Below are 22810 nucleotides of genomic sequence, written 5' to 3'. Positions count from 1 at the left end.
CGTGCCGACCTCAGCCCGCCCCGCCTGCAACACGCTTTCAAGCCAGGCTCAACAAACACAAGCGCGGCGCTCAAGCCGCGCTCGCCCGTGAATCTCCCATGAAACGCGGATAGAACGCAACGCGTTTATCGCCTCATGCATCGACTGAAGGACGCCTTCCGATTGCAGGGGTCGCGCCATGGCGGCAGGCACGCTGAGACACTTACCAGGGTTGCTTTCACCAAAATGCAGCAATAAGCCGATTTCGGTCGGCAGATCTTCGATCGCCTCCTCCAGCTACTGGGCGAAGCGACCGGAAGGCCGCGCGGGCTCGTCATGCCGGCAATCGCCGGCATGTGGTTCGGCAATGCCATTGACGATGCCTTTTGAGCAAAGGGTTCACGGCTTCCAGCACCTGGAGGATCGTCTAATCCCCAATGTCAAACGCATTGCCGGCTTTTTCGGCGAGGTTTTGCAGCGCGCGCCGCTTCGTCGTCACGGAAACGCCGATGAAGGTGCTCCGGCCGGTTGATGTCTGCGAGCTTCATGTCTTTGCGTATCGGCTGGTAAGATGCCGGAACTCAATCCGGCTCCCTGAGCCGATAGCCGACGCCGGTCTCGGTGGTGATGTATTGCGGCTGGTCCGGAATCTGCTCCACCTTTTGCCGCAACTGGCGGACGTAGACGCGCAGATACTGAACGTCGGCAGCCGGCCCCCAGACCTGTTTCAGGAGGAACTGATGCGTCAGCACCTTGCCAGCATGCTGGGCAAGGACGCGCAGGATATCGTATTCCTTCGGAGACAGCTTGATCTCCTTGTCGTCCCGCTTGACGATCCGCTTGACGAGATCGATGGAAAGACCGCCCGTCTGGAAGATTGCCTTTTCTCCCTGCTGTTGCAGCCGATGGCGGAGCGCCACGCGAATGCGGGCCCCGAGCTCATTGATGCCGAAGGGTTTCGTCACGTAGTCGTCGGCACCGGTTTCAAGCGCCTTGACAATGCCCGCTTCGTCGGTGCGGCTGGAAAGAATGACGACGGGCATCGAAAGACCGTCCTCGCGCCATTCGCGCAGCAGATCATGGCCAGGCTTGTCGGGAAGGCCGAGGTCCAGAACGATGAGATCCGGCTCACGATCCTTTACCGCCTGGTGGGCGCTGGCGGCATTCGGCGCCTCTTGAACCTCGTAGCCCTGTGCGCTGAGCCCGACACGAAGAAGTTTACGGATCGGCGGTTCGTCGTCGACGACCAGAATTTTCACGGCTGAACCGGTCATTTGAGTTCGTCCAGTTTTGGAATGTCATTGGGTTTTGGCATGCGGATGGTAAAGATGGCACCGGAGCGGTCCTTGCGGTTTCCGGCGAAGATCGTGCCGCCCATCGCTTCTATGAAACCGCGGCAGATGGAAAGGCCAAGGCCCGTTCCGGCGCGCACCTGATCGCCCTTGCGGAAGCGGTAGAAGGTGTCGAAGATGCGCGTCAGGTCAGCGGGTGGAATGCCGGGGCCCTCGTCGGCGACCTGAATGACGACCTCTCCGGCGTCGGACCATCCCTCGATGCGGATCGCCGAACCTTCGGGTGCATATTTAGCTGCATTGTCGAGCAGGTTGAAGAGCGCCTGTTCGAACAGCACCGGATCGACGCGCACCATCGGCAGGTCAGCCGACATGATCATCTCAGGCTTATGACGCTCAAGGATCTTGGCGGCCCGCCTCAGTGCGCTGCCGGCAATGTCGCCGGGATAGTGCAGACCATAGTTCGCCTCCATGGCTCCGGATTCGATTTTCGTCATGTCGAGCAGGTTGGCGATGAACCGGTTCAGCCGTTCGGATTCATCGACGACCGTCGCCAGAAGGTCGTTTCGGTCCTCCATCGGCATGGAACCGAAATAGTTGCGCAGCGTGCCGGCGGCGCCGAGAATTGCTGCGAGCGGGGTCTTCAGATCGTGCGAGATCGATGTCAGCAAGGCAGAGCGCAGGCGATCGGCTTCGGCGGCAAGCTTGGCGCGATCGACATCGGCCACAAGCTGTATGCGCTCGATGGCCAGTGCTGCCTGATCGGCAAGCGCATCCAGGAGCCGCTGCTGTTCGGGTGTAAAGAGCGGGCCGTCGCGGCGATCGCTATCGAGACCGATGACGCCGACGGCTGTGCGCCCGGTTCTAAGCGGCACATAAAGGCGCTTGGCGCCGGGGAGCGTATCGGCGCCGCGCCCGGCGGCGTGGTTGTGTTCCCAGGCCCAGCGTGCTGCGGCGATGTCGGCATCGTCCAGCGTATCGTCGGGCGGGTATCCAGCCTTGACTGCGATCGTATCGGCTTCGGGCAGGAGCAGGACGACCCGCACCTTGAGCATCGAGGCGATCTGAAAGGCCGTTGCCCACAGTACATCGTCGAGCGTGCCGGTGCTCGCGAGCTTGCGGGAAAAAAGATAAAGGTCCTCGGTGGTGCGCGCACGCTGGCGAGCGGCCGCTGCCTGGCGCTGAACAGTCGCTGTGAGATTGCTCGCAATCACGGCAACGCCGATGAAGAAGAAGAAGGCGACCACGCTTTCGGGGTCGCTGATCGTCAGGGTGAAACGCGGCGGCAGGAAGAAGAAGTTGAAGGCAAGTGCGCCCAAAATGCAGCTGTAGAGCGCCGGTCGCAAGCCGTGGAGTACGGCGGAGGTGAGCACGGCCATCAGGAAGACAAGAGCAAGGTTGCGTACATCCAGAACCTGATCGAGCACCGTGCTGAAGGCGAGTGCTGCCGCAACGTAGATCGTTGCAAGTAGATAGGCCCTGATGTTGAAGGCCGGCAATGCGGGTGCCGGCTTGACGCCGCGACCTTCATTGCCGTCCTTCTCGTTGCCGGAGATGACGTGAACGCTGATATCACCGGCGCCCCGGATCAGCTCGTCGACCGGCGAGTGCTGAAACCATTGGCGCCATGTCGCCTTCTCTGGGGACCCGACGACAATATGTGTTACGTTGTTGGCGCCTGCGTGGCGAAGCAATTCCTCGGCGACCCCTCGGCCGGGAAGCGTGAGAGCCTCGCCGCCTAACCGCTCGGCGAGCCTTAGCGTGGCAGCGATCGTATCGCGCTGTTCTTCTGTCAAACTGATCGACTGATTGGTTTCGATATAGACCGCTGACCACGGCGCGCGCAGCCGCGAAGCCATGCGCGTAGCATAACGCACCAGCGAGGCTGATCGCCGATGGTGATCGATCGAAACGAGCACACGCTCGCCGGCTGCCCAGGGACCGGAGATGGCATGCGCCTGCATATGGCTGACGAGTTGGTCGTCGACGCGCTGTGCGGTCTTGCGCAATGCGAGTTCGCGAAGCGCCGTCAGATTTCCTGGCGTGAAATAGTTGCTCAGCGCGCGCTCGGCCGTTTTCGGCACATAGACCTTGCCGTCGTGCAGGCGTTTGATCAGGTCGTCGGGCGTCAGATCGATGATCTCGACATCGTCAGCCATGTCGATCACCGAGTCGGGTACGGTCTCGCGAACGCGGATACGGGTGATCTGCGACACGACGTCGTTCAAGCTCTCGACGTGCTGGATATTCAACGTCGTATAGACATCGATGCCGCGGTCCAGCAGCTCCTTGACATCGAGATAACGTTTCGGGTGGCGGCTGCCTTCTGCGTTCGTATGGGCGAGCTCATCGACGAGGACGAGATCCGGATTGCGGGCGAGGATGGCGTCGAGATCCATCTCCTCCAGGGTGTGGCCCTTATACTGGACCTTCGCCCGCGGAACGATACTGAAGCCGTCGAGCAGCGCCTGCGTTTCCTTGCGGCCGTGAGTCTCGACGACCCCAACAACGACGTCGATGCCGTCTGCAAGCTTTGCCCGTCCGGAAACCAGCATTTCATAAGTCTTGCCGACGCCAGGGGCGGCGCCGAGAAATATCTTCAGCCGTCCGCGCGTTTCGGCCCGCGCCTTCTCGAGAAGCGCGTCCGGCGAGGGCCTTGGGGCCCGGTCGCTTCTGTCGTCCGGCATGTGTGTCGTCTTTCCTCAAAGCCAGGCCCGGCCCGCTCAAGTGAGTGCCGGGGCCCTCAGCCTTTACTCAGTCATAGAAGCATCAAGGGACAGGTTCAATGCCAGCACATTGACGGTGGGTTCGCCAAGGATGCCGAGTTCACGATTGCGAAGGACGCTGTCTACCAGGGCTTTCACCGCGGCCTCGTCCATGTCGCGAGCCTTGGCGACGCGCGGCACCTGGAAGTAAGCCGCTTCCGGCGAGATATCCGGGTCAAGCCCGCTTCCGGAGGCGGTCACGAGATCGATCGGGACCTCTGCACCAGGGTTGATGGCCTTGGCCGCTTCGTAGTCGGCCTTCACGCGGTCGATCAGCTTTCGGCTGGTAGGGCCAAGGTTCGAACCGCTGGAGCTTGCCGCATTGTAGCCGTCGCCTGCCGCCGAAGGACGGCCGTGGAAATATTTGTCTGTGGTAAAGGCCTGGCCGATCAGCGCCGATCCGATAATCTGGCCGTCTTTCTCGACCAGGCTGCCGTTTGCCTGCGCCGAAAAGAGTGCTTGCGCAGCGCCTGTCATGGCGAGTGGGTAAAGCAGGCCGGTGATGGCCGTGGTGGCAAGGATCATGACGATTGCCGGACGAAGTTGTTTCAACATTGCTCGTACTCCTTAGGCGAGGTGGGCAGCAGAGATCAGCATGTCGATCGCCTTGATGCCGACGAAGGGGACGACGATACCGCCAAGTCCATAGATCAAAAGGTTGCGCGAAAGCAGCGCGCCGGCACCAATCGGACGGTAGCGCACGCCTTTGAGCGACAAGGGGATCAACGCAATGATGATCAGCGCATTGAAGATGATTGCCGACAGGATAGCGCTTTGCGGCGACGACAGACCCATGACGTTCAGTGCGGAAAGCTGCGGATAGAAGGTCAAGAACATCGCCGGGATGATGGCGAAGTACTTGGCGATATCGTTGGCGATCGAAAAGGTCGTCAGCGCGCCGCGGGTCATCAACAGCTGCTTGCCGATTTCGACGATCTCGATGAGCTTCGTCGGATCGCTGTCGAGGTCGACCATATTGCCTGCCTCACGGGCGGCGACCGTGCCGGTATTCATCGCAACACCGACATCGGCCTGGGCAAGGGCTGGTGCGTCGTTGGTGCCATCGCCGCACATGGCGACGAGCTTGCCTTTCGCCTGCTCCTGGCGGATCAGTGTCAGCTTGTTCTCCGGCGTTGCCTGTGCCAGAAAATCGTCAACGCCGGCTTCTGCGGCGATTGCAGCAGCGGTCATCGGATTGTCGCCGGTGATCATCACTGTGCGGATACCCATGCGACGCAATTCGGCGAAGCGTTCGCGGATGCCGCCCTTGACAATATCCTTGAGCTGGATGACGCCAAGCAGACGGCCGTTGCGGGCGACGGCGAGCGGCGTGCCGCCGGCCTTGGCAATCTGGTCGGCAATTGCCTGCAGCTCCCTCACCACGTCGCTTTTGTTTCGAATGGCGACCGAAGCCGTGCCCGAGATGGACGCAGAGCTTGAGCCGACATAGGAAAGCACTGCGTCGACTGCGCCCTTGCGTATTGACGAGGCCTCGAGGTCGACGCCGCTCATGCGGGTCTGGGCAGTGAAGGGCACGAAATTTGCCTTCAGGTTCGCCATCTCCCGGCCGCGGATTGCGTACTTTTCCTTGGCGAGCACGACGATCGAGCGACCTTCGGGCGTTTCGTCGGCAAGCGAAGCGAGCTGGGCTGCATCGGCAAGCTCCTCTTCGGAAACGCCGCCGACTGGATGGAATGCGGTCGCCTGACGGTTGCCGAGGGTGATCGTGCCGGTCTTGTCGAGCAAAAGCGTGTCCACATCGCCGGCGGCTTCGACGGCGCGGCCGGACATGGCCAGCACGTTGAAGCGGACGAGGCGGTCCATGCCGGCAATTCCGATCGCCGAGAGCAGGGCGCCGATCGTCGTCGGGATCAATGTCACGAAGAGTGCAACGAGGATGATGACCGGGATCGAGCCGCCGGCATAGATCGCAAAGCTCGGGATCGTCGCGGTGGCAAGAACGAAGATCAGCGTCATGCCCGCGAGCAGGATATTGAGCGCGATCTCGTTCGGTGTCTTCTGGCGTTGCGCACCTTCGACAAGCGAGATCATGCGATCAAGGAAGGTCGATCCGGCAGCCGCCGTGATGCGAACACGGATCCAGTCGGAAAGCACCTGCGTGCCACCGGTAACAGCCGAGCGGTCGCCGCCGGATTCGCGGATGACCGGGGCAGACTCGCCCGTGATGGCGGCTTCGTTGACCGAGGCTACACCTTCGACGACTTCGCCGTCGGACGGGATGATGTCGCCGGCCTCGACGAGGACGAGATCGCCGACCTTGAGGCTCGTACCGGGCACCAGGCGATAGCCGCTGCCGTTGTTGTCGGTAAGCAGCTTGGCCTGCGTCTCCGTGCGGGCCTTGCGGAGTGAGTCGGCCTGCGCCTTGCCGCGGCCCTCGGCGACAGCCTCCGCGAAGTTCGCAAAGAGCACCGTGAACCAGAGCCAGAGATTGATCTGGAATGAGAAGCCCAGGTCTGAGCCGCTGCCTACAAGATCGCGGATAAAGAGGATCGTTGTGAGGGCGGAAACCGTGGCCACGACAAACATGACGGGGTTCTTGGCAAGGGTGCGCGGGTTAAGCTTCTTGAAAGCGGCGCCCACGGCCGGAATGAAGATGCGAGAATCCACGATGCTCGCTGACTTTGCCTGGCTCATAAGAGACTCCAGCTTGAAAGAGTAAGGTGACCGTTGGGGCGGTCAGCCGTGAAGAATTGGAACGGCGGCGAGGATGACGAGGATGATGTTGGAGGCGCGCGTCATCCGCTCGCTTTCACGTCCCGGCAAACCGGGACGTGAATTGAAGAACGTCGGAGCCTGTGATGAAGGATCATGACATCACCTCAGAAGGCCTGGCCGGTGATCATCATCAGGTGCTCGACGACCGGGCCGAGGGCCAGCGCCGGAAAGAAGGTGAGGCCACCGACGATCAGGATCGTGCCCGTCAGAAGCCCGACGAAGAGCAAGCCATCGGTCGGGAAGGTGCCTGCGGAGGCCGGAACCGTCTTCTTGGTGACCAGCGAACCTGCGATTGCCAGCGCCGGAATGATGACTAGGAAGCGGCCCATCAGCATGCCGATACCGAGCGTGATGTTGTACCAGGGGGTATTGCCCGTCAGGCCACCGAAAGCCGAACCGTTGTTTGCTGCTGCCGACGTGTAGGCATAGAGGATTTCCGAAAAGCCGTGCGGACCCGTCGTGCCGACTGAGGCAACGGCGGATGGTAGCACCGTGGCAATCGCGGTGAAGACGAGCATCGCCAAAGGCAGGCAGAGAATGGCAAGGACAGCCATCTTCATTTCCTTGGCTTCGATCTTCTTGCCGAGATATTCCGGTGTGCGGCCGACCATAAGGCCTGCCACGAAAACGGCAACGATGATGAAGAGCAGGATGCCGTAGAAGCCAGCGCCGACACCGCCTACGATGATCTCGCCGAGCTGCATGTTGACGAGAGGGACCAGCCCGCCGAGTGCCGTAAAGCTGCCATGCATGGTATTGACCGCGCCGCAGGAAGCGGCAGTCGTGATGACCGCAAAGAGCGAGGAGAGCGAAATGCCGAAGCGGACTTCTTTGCCTTCCATATTGCCGCCATTGAGGCCGAAGGCGTGCATCAGCGGGTTGCCGGCGGCCTCTGCCCAGTAGGTGATGCCAACGCCGACGACGAACAGGATGCCCATGGTGGCAAGGATCGCCCAGCCCTGACGCTGGTTGCCGACCATGCGACCGAAGACGTTGGTCAAGGCTGCGCCGATCGCAAAGATCGACAGCATCTGGACGAGGTTTGAGATGGCATCGGGATTTTCAAAGGGATGGGCGGAATTGGCATTGAAAAAACCGCCGCCATTGGTGCCGAGCATCTTGATTGCGAGCTGCGAGGCGACGGGGCCAACAGCGATCGTCTGTTTGGCGCCCTCAAGGGTCGTCGCTTCGACGTAAGGGCCGAGCGTCTGCGGCACGCCGAGGTAAACATAGATCAGCGTCAGTACAATGCAGAGCGGCAGAAGCACGTAGAGCGTGCCGCGGATCATATCGACCCAGAAATTGCCGATTGCCTTGCCGGAGGCGCGCGCAAAGGCGCGGATCAAACCGACGGCGATGGCGATGCCGGTTGACGCCGACACGAAGTTCTGAACCGTCAACCCTGCCATCTGCGTAAGGTAGGACATTGTGCCTTCGCCGCTGTAATTCTGCCAGTTCGTATTGGTGACGAAGCTGACGGCGGTGTTGAACGACAGGTCCGGCGGCACGGAGGCCATGCCGGCGGGGTTATAGGGCAGACCGGCCTGCAAGCGCATCAATCCATAAAGCATGAGTACGCCCAGGAAATTGAAAAGCAGCATTGAAAAAGCATAGGAGGTCCAATGCTGTTCCTCGCGATCGCTGGTGCCGGCAATGCCATAGAGCCCCCGTTCGATCGGAACGAGGACCGGCGAGAGGAACGTGCGCTCACCGTTGAAGACACGCGTCATGTAGCCGCCGAGCGGTTTGACGAGCACGAGGACAATCCCGCAGTAAAGCAGGATCTGAAGCCATCCGTTGAGGGTCATGGGAGGTAACTTTCAGTACCCGGTGCTTCCTAGTCAGAAGCGCTCGGGGCGAATGAGGGCATAGGTGAGGTAAACGGTCAGAAACACCGTCACCGCACCGCCTAGGATATGATCGAGCGTCATGATGTGTTTTTCCGTTCAGAGCCGGTCGCAGGCGCTGGTATAAGCAGAGCACAGTGCGAAGAATGCCACCACGATGCCGAGCAGGATGATGTCCATCATTGATCTTGGCTCCTGTTGTTGTTCTTTGGAGTCAGACAGGACGAGAGGCACCGTTCTTAAAAAAGACGGACACCTTTCATGCTTTCTGGCGCGAAGATGATCTTGTCGATCTCTCGGCCTTCAATATGTGGCCGAACCGCATAAAGGTTCGAGACGGGGTGAAGGACGCCAATATAAAAATCTCATAAGTGCCTTGGGCTGGCCCTTGCCTGCTACCGCATCCCGGATGAGGGGTTCAGCACGAACAAAACCAGCATTTTACAATGACTATGGTGAAAAATGATGTGGCAACCCGTTGACCGCCGGATGCGCCGGTCAGCGGGCTGCTCTTGGAGCGCGTCTCGCTCTCAAGCAAAGGCATAGGAGCCGTCTGGCCGTTTCGGGACGCGCCGTTGCCAATGAACGTAGCCTTCCTCAGTCATTGCCTCTTCGTCCATCTCCACGCCCCAGCCGGGCCGATCGGGCCGAAGCTCTAGATAGCCGTCCTTCGGCAGATAGGGATCGAGGACATATCGCGTCTGCCCCTGCCGCTTCTCTATGTCGTTGCCGCCATAGACATAGGCCTGGCCCGTCGGCAATCGGTACTCGAGAATGCGGAAGTTCTGGGCGGCTGCCGAAAAGTGAACGTTGACCGCAGTTGCCAGCGGGCCCATCGGATTGTGGGGTGCCACGCCGACGAAGAATGCCTCGGCGAGAAACGCAATCCGCCGCATTTCGCTGATGCCGCCGACCACGCAGATGTCGGGTTGTATCAGATCGGCGCCCTTCACCTGCAGCAGACGCAGGAACTCGTTTCGATTGTAGAGCGATTCCCCGGTAGCGAGCACACAGTTGAGCCCCTGCTTGAGGTCGCCCCAGGCTTCGATGTTTTCCGGACGAAGCGGTTCCTCGTAAAACAGCGGATCATATGGTGCAAGCGCATTGCCGAGCTGGCGGGCTGCAATCGGCTCGAAGATCTTGGCATGCGCGTCAAACGCGATTTCATAGTCGTCGCGCACGGTCTCGCGCAATGTGCGAAAATAATCCGCCGAGGCTTTGACGACGTTGCCCCAGCGATGGGTGTGCATGTCGATGCGCCACGGGCTGAGCTTGAAAGCGGTAAAACCCCATTCAGCGTTCAGTCGGTCGAACTCGTCGCGGGCCGCCGGCGCATCCGGTGCTGTATAGACGCCCGCATAGACCTTGATGCGATCGCGCACTTCGCCACCCAGAAGCTTGTAGACGGGGACGTTTGCGGCTTTGGCCGCAAGGTCCCACAGGCAGTGATCGAGGGCGGAGATTGCTGCCAGCCCCAATGCGCCAGGCGGAAATCGGCTCTGCTGGATGAGCAGATTGACGAGATAGTCGACACGTGTCGGATCCTGGCCGGACAGGAAGGCGTAGAGATAATCCAAGAGCGGCGGAAGCGCCTTGTCCGGACCATGGTTATAGCATTCGCCCCATCCTGTCAGGCCGTCATCCGTGTCGAGTGCGACGATGACGCGGGGACGGTCCTTGTCGCGGGTCATGAAAACCCGCATGCGGTCGATCTTCATCTTGATGTCCTTCTACCGATTGAAATAGGCGCGGCGCGACAGTCGCGTCTGCACATAGAGATGCTCGTTGTAGGTTCCGGGATTGTACGAGCCGGCGTCCTCCGGCACGGGTATCGAGACGTTGCCGCCACTTGGGAAGCGAGCCACGAAAGTCTCATCGATGTCGCAGCCGAGCCCTGGCGCATCAGGAACTGCAACCAATCCGTCGACCTGCTCGGGATGAGGCACGATCGTCTGCCGGCGGCCGTCCCAGTCGTCATCGATGCGCTCGAGGATGAGGGCGTTGGGGATCGCAGCAAGCACGTGCAGGGCCGCATATTCGGCGACCGGGCCAAGCGAGCCGGAATGTGGTGCCACCTGGATATGATGCGCCTCGGCCATCGCCGCAATCTTCTTCATCTGCGTAATGCCGCCGGCCCGGCCGGTATCCGGCTGGATCACGTCGACCAGTTCTTCCTCGATAAGTTCTCGTTCGCCGAAGATGGTCGCCGAACGCTCGCCGGCCGCCAAAGGCACGTGCGCCGCATCGCGAATACGCCGATAGCCATCGGTGTTGTCAGGGGCAATCGGATCTTCGACCCAGAAGAGTTCGTAAGGCTCCAATGCACGCACCAGCCGGCAGGCATCGGCAGGCGTCAGCCAGGGCGGTCCGTGCAGATCGATCGCAATGTCGATATCGTTGCCGACGGCCTCGCGCAAAGCAGCGACCTTGCGGACCGGATCGGCTACCCCGCCACACTTGATCGCCTTGATGCCGCGCTCCTTGGCTGAAAGCGCCCGCTCGGGGGAGTTTGCATGGGTGTAGATCGGGATCCGGTCGCGCACCTTGCCGCCGAGCAACATCCAGACCGGCACGCCGAGGGTTTTTCCCTTGATGTCCCAAAGCGCCATGTCGATGCCAGTCATGGCGCCGGCGCCAACTGTTCCCAGTATGCCGTGGCTCATCATGGCGATATGGATCTTCTGCCAGAGCCGTTCGATATTGGCGGGGTCCTCGCCGATAAGCAATGGTGCGAGATCGTGTATCGCCGTCTCGATGACCCGCGGCCAGCCTGAGCATTCACCGATGCCGGTGATGCCTTCGTCGGTATCGAGCTTCAAGAACAGCCAGTTTCTGGTGCCCGGCAGCAGTTTGGGCGCGTCGTCTCGCGAGAGCGCCTCCAAGGCCCATTTCGAGGAAAAAGGTTGGCCCGCATGCATGAGAAAGGTTCTAATTCCGGTGATCTTCATCGCACAGAACTCCCGTTCTTCAAGTTGCCTGGTTCGACGTAGCGAAAACGCCGCGAGCGATCGCGATCGCGCGGGTCGGGGCGCGGAATGGCGGAGATGAGGGCTTGGGTGTAGGCGTGCTCGGGCGCTTTGCAAACCTTGTCCGCATCCCCGACCTCGACAAGCCGGCCCTTGTACATCACGCCGACGCGGTCGCACATGTAGCGAATGACGCCGATGTCGTGGCTGATGAAGATGTAGGCAAGGCCGAGTTCATCCTGCAGGCGCATCAAAAGGTCGAGCACCTGGGAGCGGACGGATACGTCGAGCGCCGAAGTCGCTTCGTCTGCAACGATGACCCGCGGGTTGAGCGTGATGGCGCGGGCAATTCCGATGCGCTGACGCTGGCCTCCCGAAAAGGCATGAGGATAGCGTTCACGGCTCGCAGGATCGAGACCGACTTGTTCCATCAGGTGGCAGACGCGCTCGTCGAGCACCCGCCCGCTCGCGACGCCGTTGACAAGCAGTGGCTCGCCGATGATTTGAGAGACAGTCATGCGGGGATTGAGCGAGCCGAAAGGATCCTGAAACACCATGCGCAGTTCGCGTCGGGCCGTGGCAAGCGTCGGTCCCTTCGCGGTCGCCAGATCGATCGTGCCACCATCGGCACGGCGATAGACGATCTCGCCTGCCGTCGGATCGATGAGGCGCATGATCGAGCGGCCCATCGTCGTCTTTCCTGAGCCGCTTTCGCCGACGATACCCAGCGTCTCGCGTGGCAGGAGCGAAATGGAAATATCGTCGAGCGCTTTGACCTCTCCGAAATCCACGGAGACGTTGCGCAGTTCGAGGATAGGCGCTGCCGTCGTGTCGAGCGGCGTTCGCGCCAGCCTGATTTCGGCCTTGGCCTCAAGCTTCAGTACGGAGCTGATCAGCATTCGGGTGTAGCTGTCTTTCGGCGCATGAAAGATCTGCTCGACCGGCGCATATTCCTTGGCAACGCCGTTGTGCATGACAAGCACGTCGTCGGCGATTTGCGCCACCACGCCCATGTCGTGCGTTATGAAGAGCACCGCCATCCCATAGGCCTTCTGCAGCCGGGCAATCAGGTCGAGGATTTCGGCTTGCGTGGTCACGTCCAGAGCCGTGGTTGGCTCGTCGGCGATGAGCAGTTGAGGTTTGCATGCAAGTGCCATTGCGATCATGGCGCGCTGGCGCATGCCACCAGAATATTGGAAGGTATAGCGATCGACCGCTTTTTCCGGGAAGGGAATTTCCACCTGCTGCAGGAGGGATATCGCTTCGCGGCGTGCTTGCGTCTTGCTCATCCTGGTGTGAAGGCGGAGGGCTTCGATGATCTGGTCGCCCACCGTGTGCACCGGGGAGAGTGACGACATTGGTTCCTGGAAGATCATTGCGATATCGCGGCCACGTATGGCGCGGATTTGACGCCCGCGCGGGCTGAGGCTGACGAGGTCAATGGGGCGGCCGTCTTTGCCGTTCAGGACGATGGAGCCTGCGGCGATGCGGCCAGGCGCGTCTACAATCTGCAGAATGGAGCGCGCCGTCACCGACTTGCCCGAGCCGCTCTCGCCGACGACGCAGAGGGTTTTTCCCGGATCGATCGAAAAGGAAAGACTGTCAACTGCGCGAAAGACGCCGTTGCGCAAGGCAAAGTCGACGGTCAGGTTGTTCACCTGCAGGAGCGGCGGTCTGCTGCCGGCGATGGGAACCACGTCAGTCATGCCGGTCTCACTTGTTATAGGGGTCGGCTGCATCACGCAGGCCGTCGCCGAGAAGGTTGAGCGCCATGACGGCGACGACGACGGCAACCCCTGGCATGAACAGCCACGGCGCCGTAGCGATTGAGCGTATGTTTTGAGCCTCGCGCAAAAGGACACCCCAGGAAATGGTCGGCGGCTGCAGGCCAAGGCCCAGGAAGGACAGGGAGGTTTCCGCAAGGATCATCGCCGGCACGGCAAGCGTGATCGACGCTATGACGTGGCTTGCGAAACTCGGCAGCATGTGACGAAAGATGATGCGCCTTTCGCGAACACCATCGAGTCTTGCGGCGGCTACAAATTCCTCGGTGCGCAAGGACAAAAAACGGCCGCGCACGACACGGGCAAGCTGCGCCCAGCCGGTCAGCGACAGAATGATGGTAATCATCATGTACTGAAGCGTTGCTGGCCAACCCTGGGGCAGGGCCGCCGCCATCGCAAGCCAGATCGGGATCGTCGGCAAGGAGAGTACGAAATCGATCAGCCGCTGCATGAAGAAATCGATGCGGCCGCCGTAATATCCGGAAATGCCGCCGAGGACGACGCCAAGCATCAGCGAGAAGAAGACGCCGACAAGACCGATCGACAGCGAAATCTGAGACCCTTGAACCGTCCGGCTGAAGACGTCGCGCCCAAGCCTGTCGGCTCCGAACAGAAGAAGGGGCGAGGTCTTCTCGGATGACGCGAGCAGATGGATGTCGGTGCTGAAGAGGCCGAGCACGGAATATTCATACCCGCGCCCGAAGAATTGCACGTCGATCCGCTTCGTCCTGTCCTCCTTGTAGATCGCCGCAAGCGTTTGCGGATCACGGGTAAGCTTCAGCGGGTAGTAGTGCAGGCCAATGGAGATCCCGTCGCCGGTATCGACGAGGTGCAATCTCTGCGGTGGATGAAAAGTCGCCCGAGCGTTCTGCAGGTTCGGATCGTTGATGGTGAAGAACCCCGGAATGACGGCTACGGCGTACATCAAGAAGGTGACGACGAGGGATATCATGGCAAGCCGGTGCCGACGGAAAGCCCACCAGATGAGCTGCCATTGCGAGGCGACAGCGGCGCGATCCGGCGCGAGATTTGTGACTGCAATGTCGGCCATGAGGCCTCCCCCTATTCCAAGCGGATGCGCGGATCGACCAGCGCAAGCAAGATGTCGCTGATCAACGAGCCGATCAGAGTGAGCGCGCAGATCAGCAGTACGAAGGCGCCAGCCAGGTACATGTCCTGTGCCATCAGCGCCTGCAGCAACAAGGGCGCTGCCGTCGGCAGATTGAGGACGATTGCCACGACGACGGAGCCGGAAATCAGGTTTGGAAGGAGCCAGGCGATCGTCGAGATGAACGGATTGAGCGCAATTCTTAAGGGGTATTTCACGAGCAGCCTGAACTCGGAAAGACCTTTTGCCCGTGCCGTGGTGACGTAAGGCTTCGGCAGTTCATCGAGCATGTTCGCGCGCATCACGCGGATCAGGCTCGCGGTAGAAGACACGGCCAGAATGATGACGGGAAGCCATATATGTGAAAGAAGGTCGAGGACCTTGGCGATGCTCCAGGGCGCGGTTTCGAACTCGGATGAAAAGAGGCCTCCGACATCCTGGCCGAACTCGACGGCCGCGATATACATGAGCACCAGCGCCAGCAGGAACGATGGAATAGCCAGGCCGAGGAAGGTGAAGGCGGTGAAGAAATAGTCGCCGATCGAATATTTGCGAACCGCAGAAAAGACGCCGATCGGCAATGCGATTGCCCAGGTGGCGATGAGTGTCGAAAGAGCGAGCACCAGCGTCAGCGCCATGCGCTCCCAAATGAGGCCGGAGACCGGTTGCTGCCATTCAAAGGAAATGCCGAAGTCGCCGCGGGAAAGGATGCCCCATATCCATTTAAAGTACTGCACGAGCATCGGCTCATCGAGTCCGAAGCGCTCACGCAATTGCGCCGCGGTGTTCTGATCGATGACTTCGTTGGATGCCGCAAGCGTTGCAATATAAGTCGTGACGTAATCTCCCGGCGGCAGCTGGATAAGCACGAAGGCAAGGAAGCTGACGGCGAAAAGGGATGGCACCATCCATAAAAGGCGTTTAGCGATGAAGATCAGCATGAGACGTCTCTTGCATTAAACACCGCGCCCGAGCTGCGGGCAGCGCGCTTGAAAGGAGCGCCGTCGCGCAAAGGGACGGCGCTGGAGCGGCAAAATCAGCTCGTGAAGCTAAATTGCTGGGGCAGTGCAGGGCCTGGATTCGGCCAGGACCAGCTGTCGGGCTGCTTTTCTGGAACGTTGTGAAGATTGTTGCGGATGATCCCGAAACCGCCGACGGCAAGGCAAAGACCCACTGTCTCGAATTCGTCAGCGGCAATGTCGAAGATCTGCGTCATGATTGCGCCACGCCTGGAAAGATCGGCGGTGGAACGGGCGTCGTCAAAAAGCTTCATGCGTTTCTTCTGACTTTCCGGCGGTTCTTCGCCGCGAGCGCCGTTTGACGTATACCAAAGCGACCAGGGAATGGCGTAGCGCGAGCCCTGCGGGTGGAAGGCGAAGAAGTCGCGCGGGTCAAGCATCGGATCGAGACCTCCAGGACCTGGCCAGACTGCCGCATCATGCGCGTTGTCGTCGCCGCGTGTGTAATAGAGGGCACGCTCGATCGTGTTGACCTTCATCTCGATGCCGATCTGTGCCCAATGCGCCTTGACCAGTTCCAGGGCGTCAACGAGATCGGGATAGAGCGTCGGAATGACGTCGACTGTGAAAAACACCTTCTGACCGTCTGGCCGCAGGCGCAACCCGCTCCCATTCATCTTGTAACCGGCCTCATCCAGCATCGCGCCGGCCCTATCAGGATCATACTCGCAAAACTGACGCGCGAGCCTTTCGTGGTACCAAGGATGTTCCGGGCGGGGGCCGGCCTGGTAGGATTCGCTTTGGCCGAAATAGACGATGTCGATCAATTCCTGCCGGTTGATCGCAAGCGAAAGCGCCTGTCTGAACGACTTGTCGGCAAACATCTTGCGCAGGGCCGGATCCTTGTGGGTCATGTTGAAGTAGATCTGGCACTGCTGGGAGGCGGAAGGCACCAGCGACAGCAGGCGATAGCCGCCTTTTTCCATGTTTTGGGAGAGTGTCGGCTTGTTTGAAAGAACGCTGATATGGCGCTCCTGGATGTCGATCTTTCCCGAGATGACATTCAGCATCAGCGACTCTACATCCTGCGAGATGCTGAAATTGATCTCGTCGATATAGGGAAGCTGGTTGCCCTGAGTGTCGACCTGCCAGAAATAGGGGTTCCGGGTCATGACGACGCGCGTCGCGCCACCGCTATAAGGCTCCTTCACAACCCATGGATCGAGAGTCGGCTTGTCGGGGTTGCCCCATCGCGACGGGATCTCGATATCGCCGCAACGCGCGCGGAAGAGATCGGTCCAACTGCCCACTCCTGCTTTTTTCACTTCCTCGGCGATATTGGGATTGTACTTCGGAAGGAACTGGCTGCAGTAGTGCTTCGGAAAGAGTGTCGGATGCTGGCCAAGCGGTGTTGCCAGGTTTTCCAGATAGAGTGCGTTTGCCGCAGCAAAGGTGAACTTCACCGTAAAATCATCGATCTTCTCGACCTTGACGGCTTTGCCGGCAACAGACAGCTGCGCAGGTGTCGAGCTGTAGAGCTCGCTGTTCTTGACGCAATCCTCAATGGCGAAGACGATGTCGTCGGCGGTAAAAGCATGTCCATCGGACCAGCGCACCCCTTCGATCAGGTAAAAGGTGAATTGCGAGGCGTCGTCGTTGATCTCCCAGCGTTCAGCGAGGTTGGGCACAACTTGCGTGAATTCCAGGTTCCAGCGCACGAGGCTTTGGTTGCCGACCATGCGCAGAATGCCGTTATGGTCGGATGAACCTCTGAGGCCGCGGCGGAGCGTTCCGCCATAGGTTCCGGCCTTTTCGAAAGGTGTCACGATCATCGGCTTCTTTGGCAGCCGTTCGGCAAGCGGCGGCAGCTTTCCGTCCCGGGCAAGCTGCGCCCATGCGGGCGCCTCGCCGCCTGCCGCAACGACGCGTCCGGCAATCGACAGAGCTGCCACACCGGCCATACCTCCGAGCACGGCGCGCCTGGTCACGCCGCGAGACAATAGTTCATCGCGCATTGAAGTTCCTCCCCTTTTTGTGCCGGAACGACTCTGGTGTGAACCGGCGCGACGAGCTCCCACTCGGCGCAAGACGCCCTTCTCGGCGCCATGAGCCGACCATAGACATGTTCTCAAATAATTACAAGAGTTGACAGATAATGACAGATTTAGTAGCCCTTCGACATGGAAAATGGTTGCAGTCGCCGCAAAAGACGGTCGCGCCGGAGCATATTCGACCCTGACGCTCCCGGTGATGGGGCCTTTGCGGAATTTGCTGCCTGGCGGCAGAAAGAAGAAGGACGATGATGAAACTGTCGGCCGTTGCCGACCCCAACAGGGGCGCAACACGTTTCAGCGACATCATCTACGAGAAGATCGTGGGGATGATCGCGGACGGTAACTTTCCGGTGAATGAACGGCTGCCGCCCGAATCGAAGCTTGCCGTCATGTTTGGCGCATCGAGGCCGGTCGTGCGTGAAGCGCTCGAGCGTCTAAGGGTCGACGGGCTGGTCGTGTCGCGCAAGGGGTCCGGCTCCTATGTGCGGCAGCGGCCGGACTCGTCCATGCTGAAAATGGTTCCGGTCGGCTCGCTTGCCGACGTGCAGCGCTTTTTTGAGTTCCGTGCCGGCCTGGAGGCCGAGGCTGCCGAACTTGCCGCACGCAACTGGCAACCCGCCGACAAGGAAAGGATAACGGCTACCCTTTCTGCGATTGAACAATGCTTGAGAGACGGCAAGCTTGGCGCCGAGGAGGATCAGGCGCTTCACGATGCGATTGCCATGGCGACGGGGAACCAGTTCCACATCACGGTACGCGAATGGTTCAGGCCGCATTTCGCAATCGGACATTCCGTGACGCGAAGCTTGAGCCTCAAACGGACACCCGAACAGATACGCAGCGTCCAGGACGAACACGCCGTCATCGTGGCGGCGATCTTTGCGCGAAACGAAGCCGAGGCCCACGACGCTATGAAGAGGCACATATTGAATGCGCGCGCTCGCATGTTCCAGGGCGTTTGAGCGACAACGGGAGGAAGACACGATGAAACGGCTGGCCCTCACAGGCGCTGCCGGACGCGTAGGCACATTGCTGAGGCCGCTTCTTCGGCCGCATGCCGAATACCTGCGTCTGATCGACATCGACGAGCCTGAAGCGCTGGGCAAGAACGAAAGCTTCGTGAGAGCCGACCTTGCAAGGCGTGACGAGGCAAATGCTGCCCTGCAAGAGGTAGATGGCGTGATTCACCTGGCCGGGATAGCAAGCGGCGTCGACATGCGCGCTATTTTGGATGCGAATGTCCTGGGCACCTACAATCTCTACGAGGCAGCGAGGATCAACAAGGTTGAACGGGTGGTTTACGCCTCAAGCAACCATGTGACCGGATTTTATCCGCGCGGCCAAGTCGTCTCGCCGCTGGATCCTATGCGTCCCGACAGCCCCTACGGGCTTTCCAAGTGCTGGGGCGAACTGGTGGCAGGCCTGTATTACGACACCTGCGGCATTCGCACTCTTTCCATCCGCATCGGCAACGCGGGCACCTATCCGACCAGCGAGCGGTCCGTGGCAATCTGGATCAGTGCACGTGACCTGGCACAACTGGTGGCGATCGGCCTTACCCATCCCCTCATCGCCGCAACCGTCGTCTACGGCGTTTCCGACGCCGAGGAGAGGTGGTGGAACAACGGATTGGCAAGCAGGCTTGGCTACCAGCCGCAAGACCGGCCTCGTGACTATGCTCGCATCGAGGAGCCGTCCGAAGGGGCGATCGCCCGTGCATTCCAGGGCGGAGCGTTCTGCGAAACCAACCACGACGGCAACATCCGCATGCGCAATGGCGAGGGTTTGGCCATGAGCCCGGAGACGGTTCCATGACGCCGCCGCGGATCGTCCGTCCGCAAGTCCGTCCGGTGCTGCAACAGCCGCTGGGAGTGGGTGAATCGCCTGTATGGGACGAAGAGAGCGGTACGCTCTGGCTTGTCGACATACAAGCGCCAGCCGTCATCCGGATCTCGCCGCAAGGAAAGGTCGATCGCTTTGACATGCCGTCGGCGATCGGCAGCCTTGGGCTTTGCCGCGACCGGCGTGTCGTGGTCGCGCTTCGAACAGGCCTGCATCTTTTCGATCCAGTTTGCGGAGACTTCGAGCTTTTGTGCGATCCGGTGGGGGGCGCCAACTGTCGTCTCAACGATGGGAAGGTTGGCCCGGACGGCCATTTCTGGGTCGGGTCCATGAGCGAGGCCAAGCCGCAGACCAATGACGCGGCGCTCTACCGCCTGGGGGCGGACGGCAGCGCACGGACCGTCGCAACAGGGCTGACCAGCTCCAACGGGCTTGCCTGGTCACCAGACGGCCGGCGCATGTATCACTCCGACAGCCGCCAATGTTTCCTGCAGGCTTTTGATTTCGACCCGGAAAGGGGCGAACTCGCCAATGCCAGCCGGCTTCGCGTTTTTTCGGAGGAGGAGGGCCGGCCCGATGGCGGCGCAACCGACCGGGATGGCTGCTATTGGAGTGCGGGCGTTTCGGCGGGCCGGCTTAACCGGATTTCTCCTGCCGGTGAGATCCTCGAAATCTACATTCTGCCGGTCGCCGCGCCGACGATGCCGTGTTTTGGCGGTCCTGACATGCGGACGCTCTTCGTCACCAGCCTGTCGACCAACCGCAGCGGATATTTCGAAGCGGGCACGGTCGTTGCTTTCGACGTGGACGCTGAGGGCTTGGCGCCCTTCCGCTTCGGCAATTGATGGAAAGGGAAGAAGATGGGCATTGCAACCATACGTCGGGCGCTGTTGGGTGTGTCGGGTGTGCCGGTGACGGCCTATGACGAAAATGGCGAAGTCGAACCGCAAATCACGGCAATGGTCTACCTCAGGGTGGCAGCCGCTGGGATCCACAATATTGTTGCTGCAGGAAACACCGGCGAATTCTATGCTCTGACGCCGCAAGAGATCCGCCGCGTCCATGAAGCGGCGGTTTACGGCGTTGACAACAAGGCGCCGGTGACTGCGGCGGTCGGCAGATCGCTGCGCGAAGCAATCGGGATGGCGAAGGATGCCGCCAGCATCGGCGCATCTGCGGTGATGTCGCACCAACCCGTCGATCCCTTTGCTGCACCGTCGGCTCAGATCGACTATTTCTGCAATCTTGCGGACGCTTCGCCGTTGCCGTTGGTCGCCTATGTGCGGGCGGATGGCTTTAGTGTCGATGATATGATCCGTCTTGCCGGTCACGGCAACATTGCCGGCATTAAGTTCGCAACGCCGGACCTGATGCTGCTTTCCAGGGCGATTGCGGCGTCGGATCCGGCAGGCGCGCTGTTCGTCTGCGGTCTTGCGGAGAGCTGGGCGCTGTCGTTCACCGCCGCTGGTGCACGTGGCTTCACATCCGGCCTTGTCAATGTTGCGCCGCAATTGTCGCTCGCCGTCCACGATGCGCTCTCCAAGGGCGATTTCGCTGCCGCACGCGCCATCATCAACCGCCTCGAACCGTTCGAACGCATGCGCACGAAGTTTCGCAATGGTGCCAATGTGACGGTCGTGAAGGAGGCTGTGACCCATTGCGGCCTCGACGTCGGGCCCGTGCGCGTGCCGGGACTGCCACTCCTCGATCAAACGGACCGCGAAGAATTGGTTCGCTTGCTCCAAGGTTGGGAGGCTGCAGGCGACATCCACGGGCTTGGAGATCTGCGGCCTTCCCGCTGAGGCGGCGGGCTGAGTTCGACACCATGATTTCAGGCAGGCAAGAGGCGCTTAACCACTGCGCCACGAGATTGGGAGGTCTTGAGATGCTGAAGAACTTACTGACGACGATCGCACTGGCCGGTGCTTTGGTCACGGCACAACCGTCCTTTGCGGCGTCACCGCCGAACATGCTGGTGATCGGTACCAATCTTACCGGTATTCGAACGCTCGATCCGGCCCAGAACAATGCCCGCACGGTCTCCGAGCTGATCTCCAACCTCTATGACAACCTCGTCCAGTTGTCGCCCGATGATCTTAAGACACTGAAGCCGATGCTTGCCACAAAATGGACTGTCTCTGAAGACGGCAGGCTCATTACGCTAACCTTGCGCGACGACGCGGTCTTCCAAAGCGGCAATGCTGTCACGGCCGAAGACGCCGCATGGTCGATCCAGCGCGTCATCAAGATGGGGCAAGTCGGCTCCACCGATGTCGCGCTTTGGGGTTTCACGTCCGAAAACGTGGACAAGCTCGTCCGGGCCAAAGACGAGCAAACGCTGGAGATCGAACTGCCACACGCCGTTAATACCGATCTTGTGCTTTATTCTCTCGCGGGCTCTTCGATCGGCATCATCGACAAGAAGACGGCACTGTCGCATGAGGCGAACGGCGATCTCGCCGGCGCGTGGCTGTCGGCCAACTCGGCAGGAAGTGGACCTTTCACCCTCGCGCAATGGCGGCCAAACGATGTCGCGATTTTCAACGCGCAGAAGAATTATTGGGCTGGCCCGCCGGCCATGGCACGGGTTGTCGCTCGCCACATCCCGGAATCTGGCAATCTGCGCCTCCAGCTCGAAGCCGGCGACGTCGATGTCGGGCAATATCTCGCAAGCGGCGACCTGGATGCATTGGCCAATAACAAGGAAATGGTGATCGATAGCGTTCCGGGGCTCGGTTTTTACTATATCGCTCTCAATCAAAAGGATCCGGACCTGCAGAAGCCCAAGGTCCGCGAAGCATTCCAGCATGCTTTCGACTGGAAGGCGATCTCCGGCAATATCATGCGTTATACCGGTTTTCCGTGGCACTCGATGATCCCTCGCGGCATGATTGGCGCACCACAGGACGCGACGTCCCGCCACGATTACGATCCCGCCAAGGCCAAGCAATTGCTGGCCGAGGCAGGATACCCGAATGGCTTGAAGAAAGTGCTCAATCCGTCGGGAGCGGCGACCTTGCCGTTCGCCGAAGCGCTGCAGGCGAGCGCCCGTGCCGCCGGTCTTGATCTTAATCTCGTGCCCGGCGAATTCACGCCCGCATTTCGCGAACGGAAATATGAAATCCTGCTTGGCAATTCGGGTGCCCGGCTGCCGGATCCTTTCGCGGTTGCCACGCAGTACGCCTACAATCCCGACAACAGCGACGAGGCGCGTCTCGGCAGCTATTATCTCTGGCGAGCCGGGATGAAGGTGGACGAACTCAATACTCTCGTCGATCAGTCCATGAAGGAACCTGATGCGGGAAAGCGCACGGAAATCTTCCAGAAGATGGACGGCATCTACAGCGGCATGAATGCCCCGCTCGTCATCTTCTTCCAGCGCACCGACCCCTATGTCATACGTGCCAATGTCAAAGGTTATCATGGGCATACGACCTGGTCGACGCGCTGGCATGGCGTGACGAAGGAGTAATGGGCC

At 60.3% G+C, this 22810-nt stretch carries 18 protein-coding genes; 6 read left to right on the top strand and 12 right to left on the bottom strand.

The window, feature by feature from the left end:
- Positions 1 to 178: 178 nt before the first annotated feature.
- Positions 179 to 511, top strand: coding sequence for a hypothetical protein (locus EV130_RS32875; RefSeq protein ID WP_155774559.1), 333 nt, complete (start codon positions 179 to 181; stop codon positions 509 to 511).
- A 49-nt stretch (positions 512 to 560) separates the two neighbouring features.
- Here EV130_RS32875 and EV130_RS05125 read toward each other — a convergent pair whose 3' ends face one another.
- The 12 genes from EV130_RS05125 to EV130_RS05070 form a co-directional block, all read right to left on the bottom strand.
- Positions 561 to 1253, bottom strand: a complete 693-nt coding sequence (locus tag EV130_RS05125; RefSeq protein WP_074064822.1) for a response regulator transcription factor — start codon at positions 1251 to 1253, stop codon at positions 561 to 563.
- A complete protein-coding gene (locus tag EV130_RS05120; protein WP_132659502.1) occupies positions 1250 to 3958 on the bottom strand; it encodes a sensor histidine kinase in 2709 nt (902 codons plus the stop codon). The genes EV130_RS05125 and EV130_RS05120 overlap by 4 nt, the downstream gene beginning before the upstream one ends.
- Positions 3959 to 4021: 63 nt before the next feature.
- On the bottom strand, positions 4022 to 4591 hold the full coding sequence (gene kdpC / locus EV130_RS05115) for a potassium-transporting ATPase subunit KdpC (RefSeq protein ID WP_074064820.1): 570 nt from the start codon (positions 4589 to 4591) through the stop codon (positions 4022 to 4024).
- A 12-nt stretch (positions 4592 to 4603) separates the two neighbouring features.
- On the bottom strand, positions 4604 to 6691 hold the full coding sequence (gene kdpB / locus EV130_RS05110; protein ID WP_074064819.1) for a potassium-transporting ATPase subunit KdpB: 2088 nt from the start codon (positions 6689 to 6691) through the stop codon (positions 4604 to 4606).
- A 185-nt stretch (positions 6692 to 6876) separates the two neighbouring features.
- Positions 6877 to 8580 carry a potassium-transporting ATPase subunit KdpA gene (gene kdpA / locus EV130_RS05105; protein WP_132659500.1) on the bottom strand — a complete coding sequence of 568 codons (1704 nt, stop codon included), beginning with the start codon at positions 8578 to 8580 and terminating at the stop codon, positions 6877 to 6879.
- A 33-nt stretch (positions 8581 to 8613) separates the two neighbouring features.
- Complete coding sequence (locus EV130_RS05100) at positions 8614 to 8703, bottom strand: K(+)-transporting ATPase subunit F (RefSeq protein WP_074064817.1); 90 nt, start codon at positions 8701 to 8703, stop codon at positions 8614 to 8616.
- Positions 8704 to 9149: 446 nt separating this feature from the next.
- A complete protein-coding gene (locus tag EV130_RS05095) occupies positions 9150 to 10337 on the bottom strand; it encodes a galactarate dehydratase (protein ID WP_074064815.1) in 1188 nt (395 codons plus the stop codon).
- A 12-nt stretch (positions 10338 to 10349) separates the two neighbouring features.
- The gene (locus tag EV130_RS05090) at positions 10350 to 11567 is read right to left on the bottom strand and encodes a mandelate racemase/muconate lactonizing enzyme family protein (RefSeq protein ID WP_132659498.1); all 1218 of its coding nucleotides are present in this window, start codon (positions 11565 to 11567) and stop codon (positions 10350 to 10352) included.
- Positions 11564 to 13291: an ABC transporter ATP-binding protein gene (locus EV130_RS05085; RefSeq protein WP_132554150.1), complete on the bottom strand. Its 1728-nt coding sequence runs from the start codon at positions 13289 to 13291 to the stop codon at positions 11564 to 11566. The genes EV130_RS05090 and EV130_RS05085 overlap by 4 nt, the downstream gene beginning before the upstream one ends.
- Before the next feature lie 7 nt (positions 13292 to 13298).
- Positions 13299 to 14420: an ABC transporter permease gene (locus tag EV130_RS05080; RefSeq protein ID WP_132554148.1), complete on the bottom strand. Its 1122-nt coding sequence runs from the start codon at positions 14418 to 14420 to the stop codon at positions 13299 to 13301.
- An 11-nt stretch (positions 14421 to 14431) separates the two neighbouring features.
- On the bottom strand, positions 14432 to 15418 hold the full coding sequence (locus EV130_RS05075; RefSeq protein ID WP_074064811.1) for an ABC transporter permease: 987 nt from the start codon (positions 15416 to 15418) through the stop codon (positions 14432 to 14434).
- Between the two features lie 95 nt (positions 15419 to 15513).
- Positions 15514 to 17451: an ABC transporter substrate-binding protein gene (locus EV130_RS05070; protein ID WP_074064810.1), complete on the bottom strand. Its 1938-nt coding sequence runs from the start codon at positions 17449 to 17451 to the stop codon at positions 15514 to 15516.
- 287 nt (positions 17452 to 17738) lie between these two features.
- On the opposite strand from EV130_RS05070, the gene EV130_RS05065 reads away from it, so the two are divergent.
- The 5 genes from EV130_RS05065 (at position 17739) to EV130_RS05045 (ending at position 22804) form a co-directional block, all read left to right on the top strand.
- On the top strand, positions 17739 to 18452 hold the full coding sequence (locus tag EV130_RS05065) for a FadR/GntR family transcriptional regulator (protein WP_074065687.1): 714 nt from the start codon (positions 17739 to 17741) through the stop codon (positions 18450 to 18452).
- Between the two features lie 22 nt (positions 18453 to 18474).
- Entirely contained in the window at positions 18475 to 19305 is an 831-nt protein-coding gene (locus EV130_RS05060) for an NAD-dependent epimerase/dehydratase family protein (RefSeq protein ID WP_074064809.1), read from the top strand.
- Entirely contained in the window at positions 19302 to 20177 is an 876-nt protein-coding gene (locus EV130_RS05055; RefSeq protein WP_132554146.1) for an SMP-30/gluconolactonase/LRE family protein, read from the top strand. The genes EV130_RS05060 and EV130_RS05055 overlap by 4 nt, the downstream gene beginning before the upstream one ends.
- A 15-nt stretch (positions 20178 to 20192) precedes the next feature.
- Positions 20193 to 21134: a dihydrodipicolinate synthase family protein gene (locus EV130_RS05050; protein ID WP_074064807.1), complete on the top strand. Its 942-nt coding sequence runs from the start codon at positions 20193 to 20195 to the stop codon at positions 21132 to 21134.
- 83 nt (positions 21135 to 21217) lie between these two features.
- Positions 21218 to 22804, top strand: a complete 1587-nt coding sequence (locus tag EV130_RS05045) for an ABC transporter substrate-binding protein (protein WP_074064806.1) — start codon at positions 21218 to 21220, stop codon at positions 22802 to 22804.
- Positions 22805 to 22810: the final 6 nt, after the last annotated feature.

The sequence above is a fragment of the Rhizobium azibense genome (assembly GCF_004342325.1).
Classification (GTDB): Bacteria; Pseudomonadota; Alphaproteobacteria; order Rhizobiales; family Rhizobiaceae; genus Rhizobium; species Rhizobium etli_B.
This window is presented reverse-complemented; position numbering and strand designations above follow the sequence as displayed.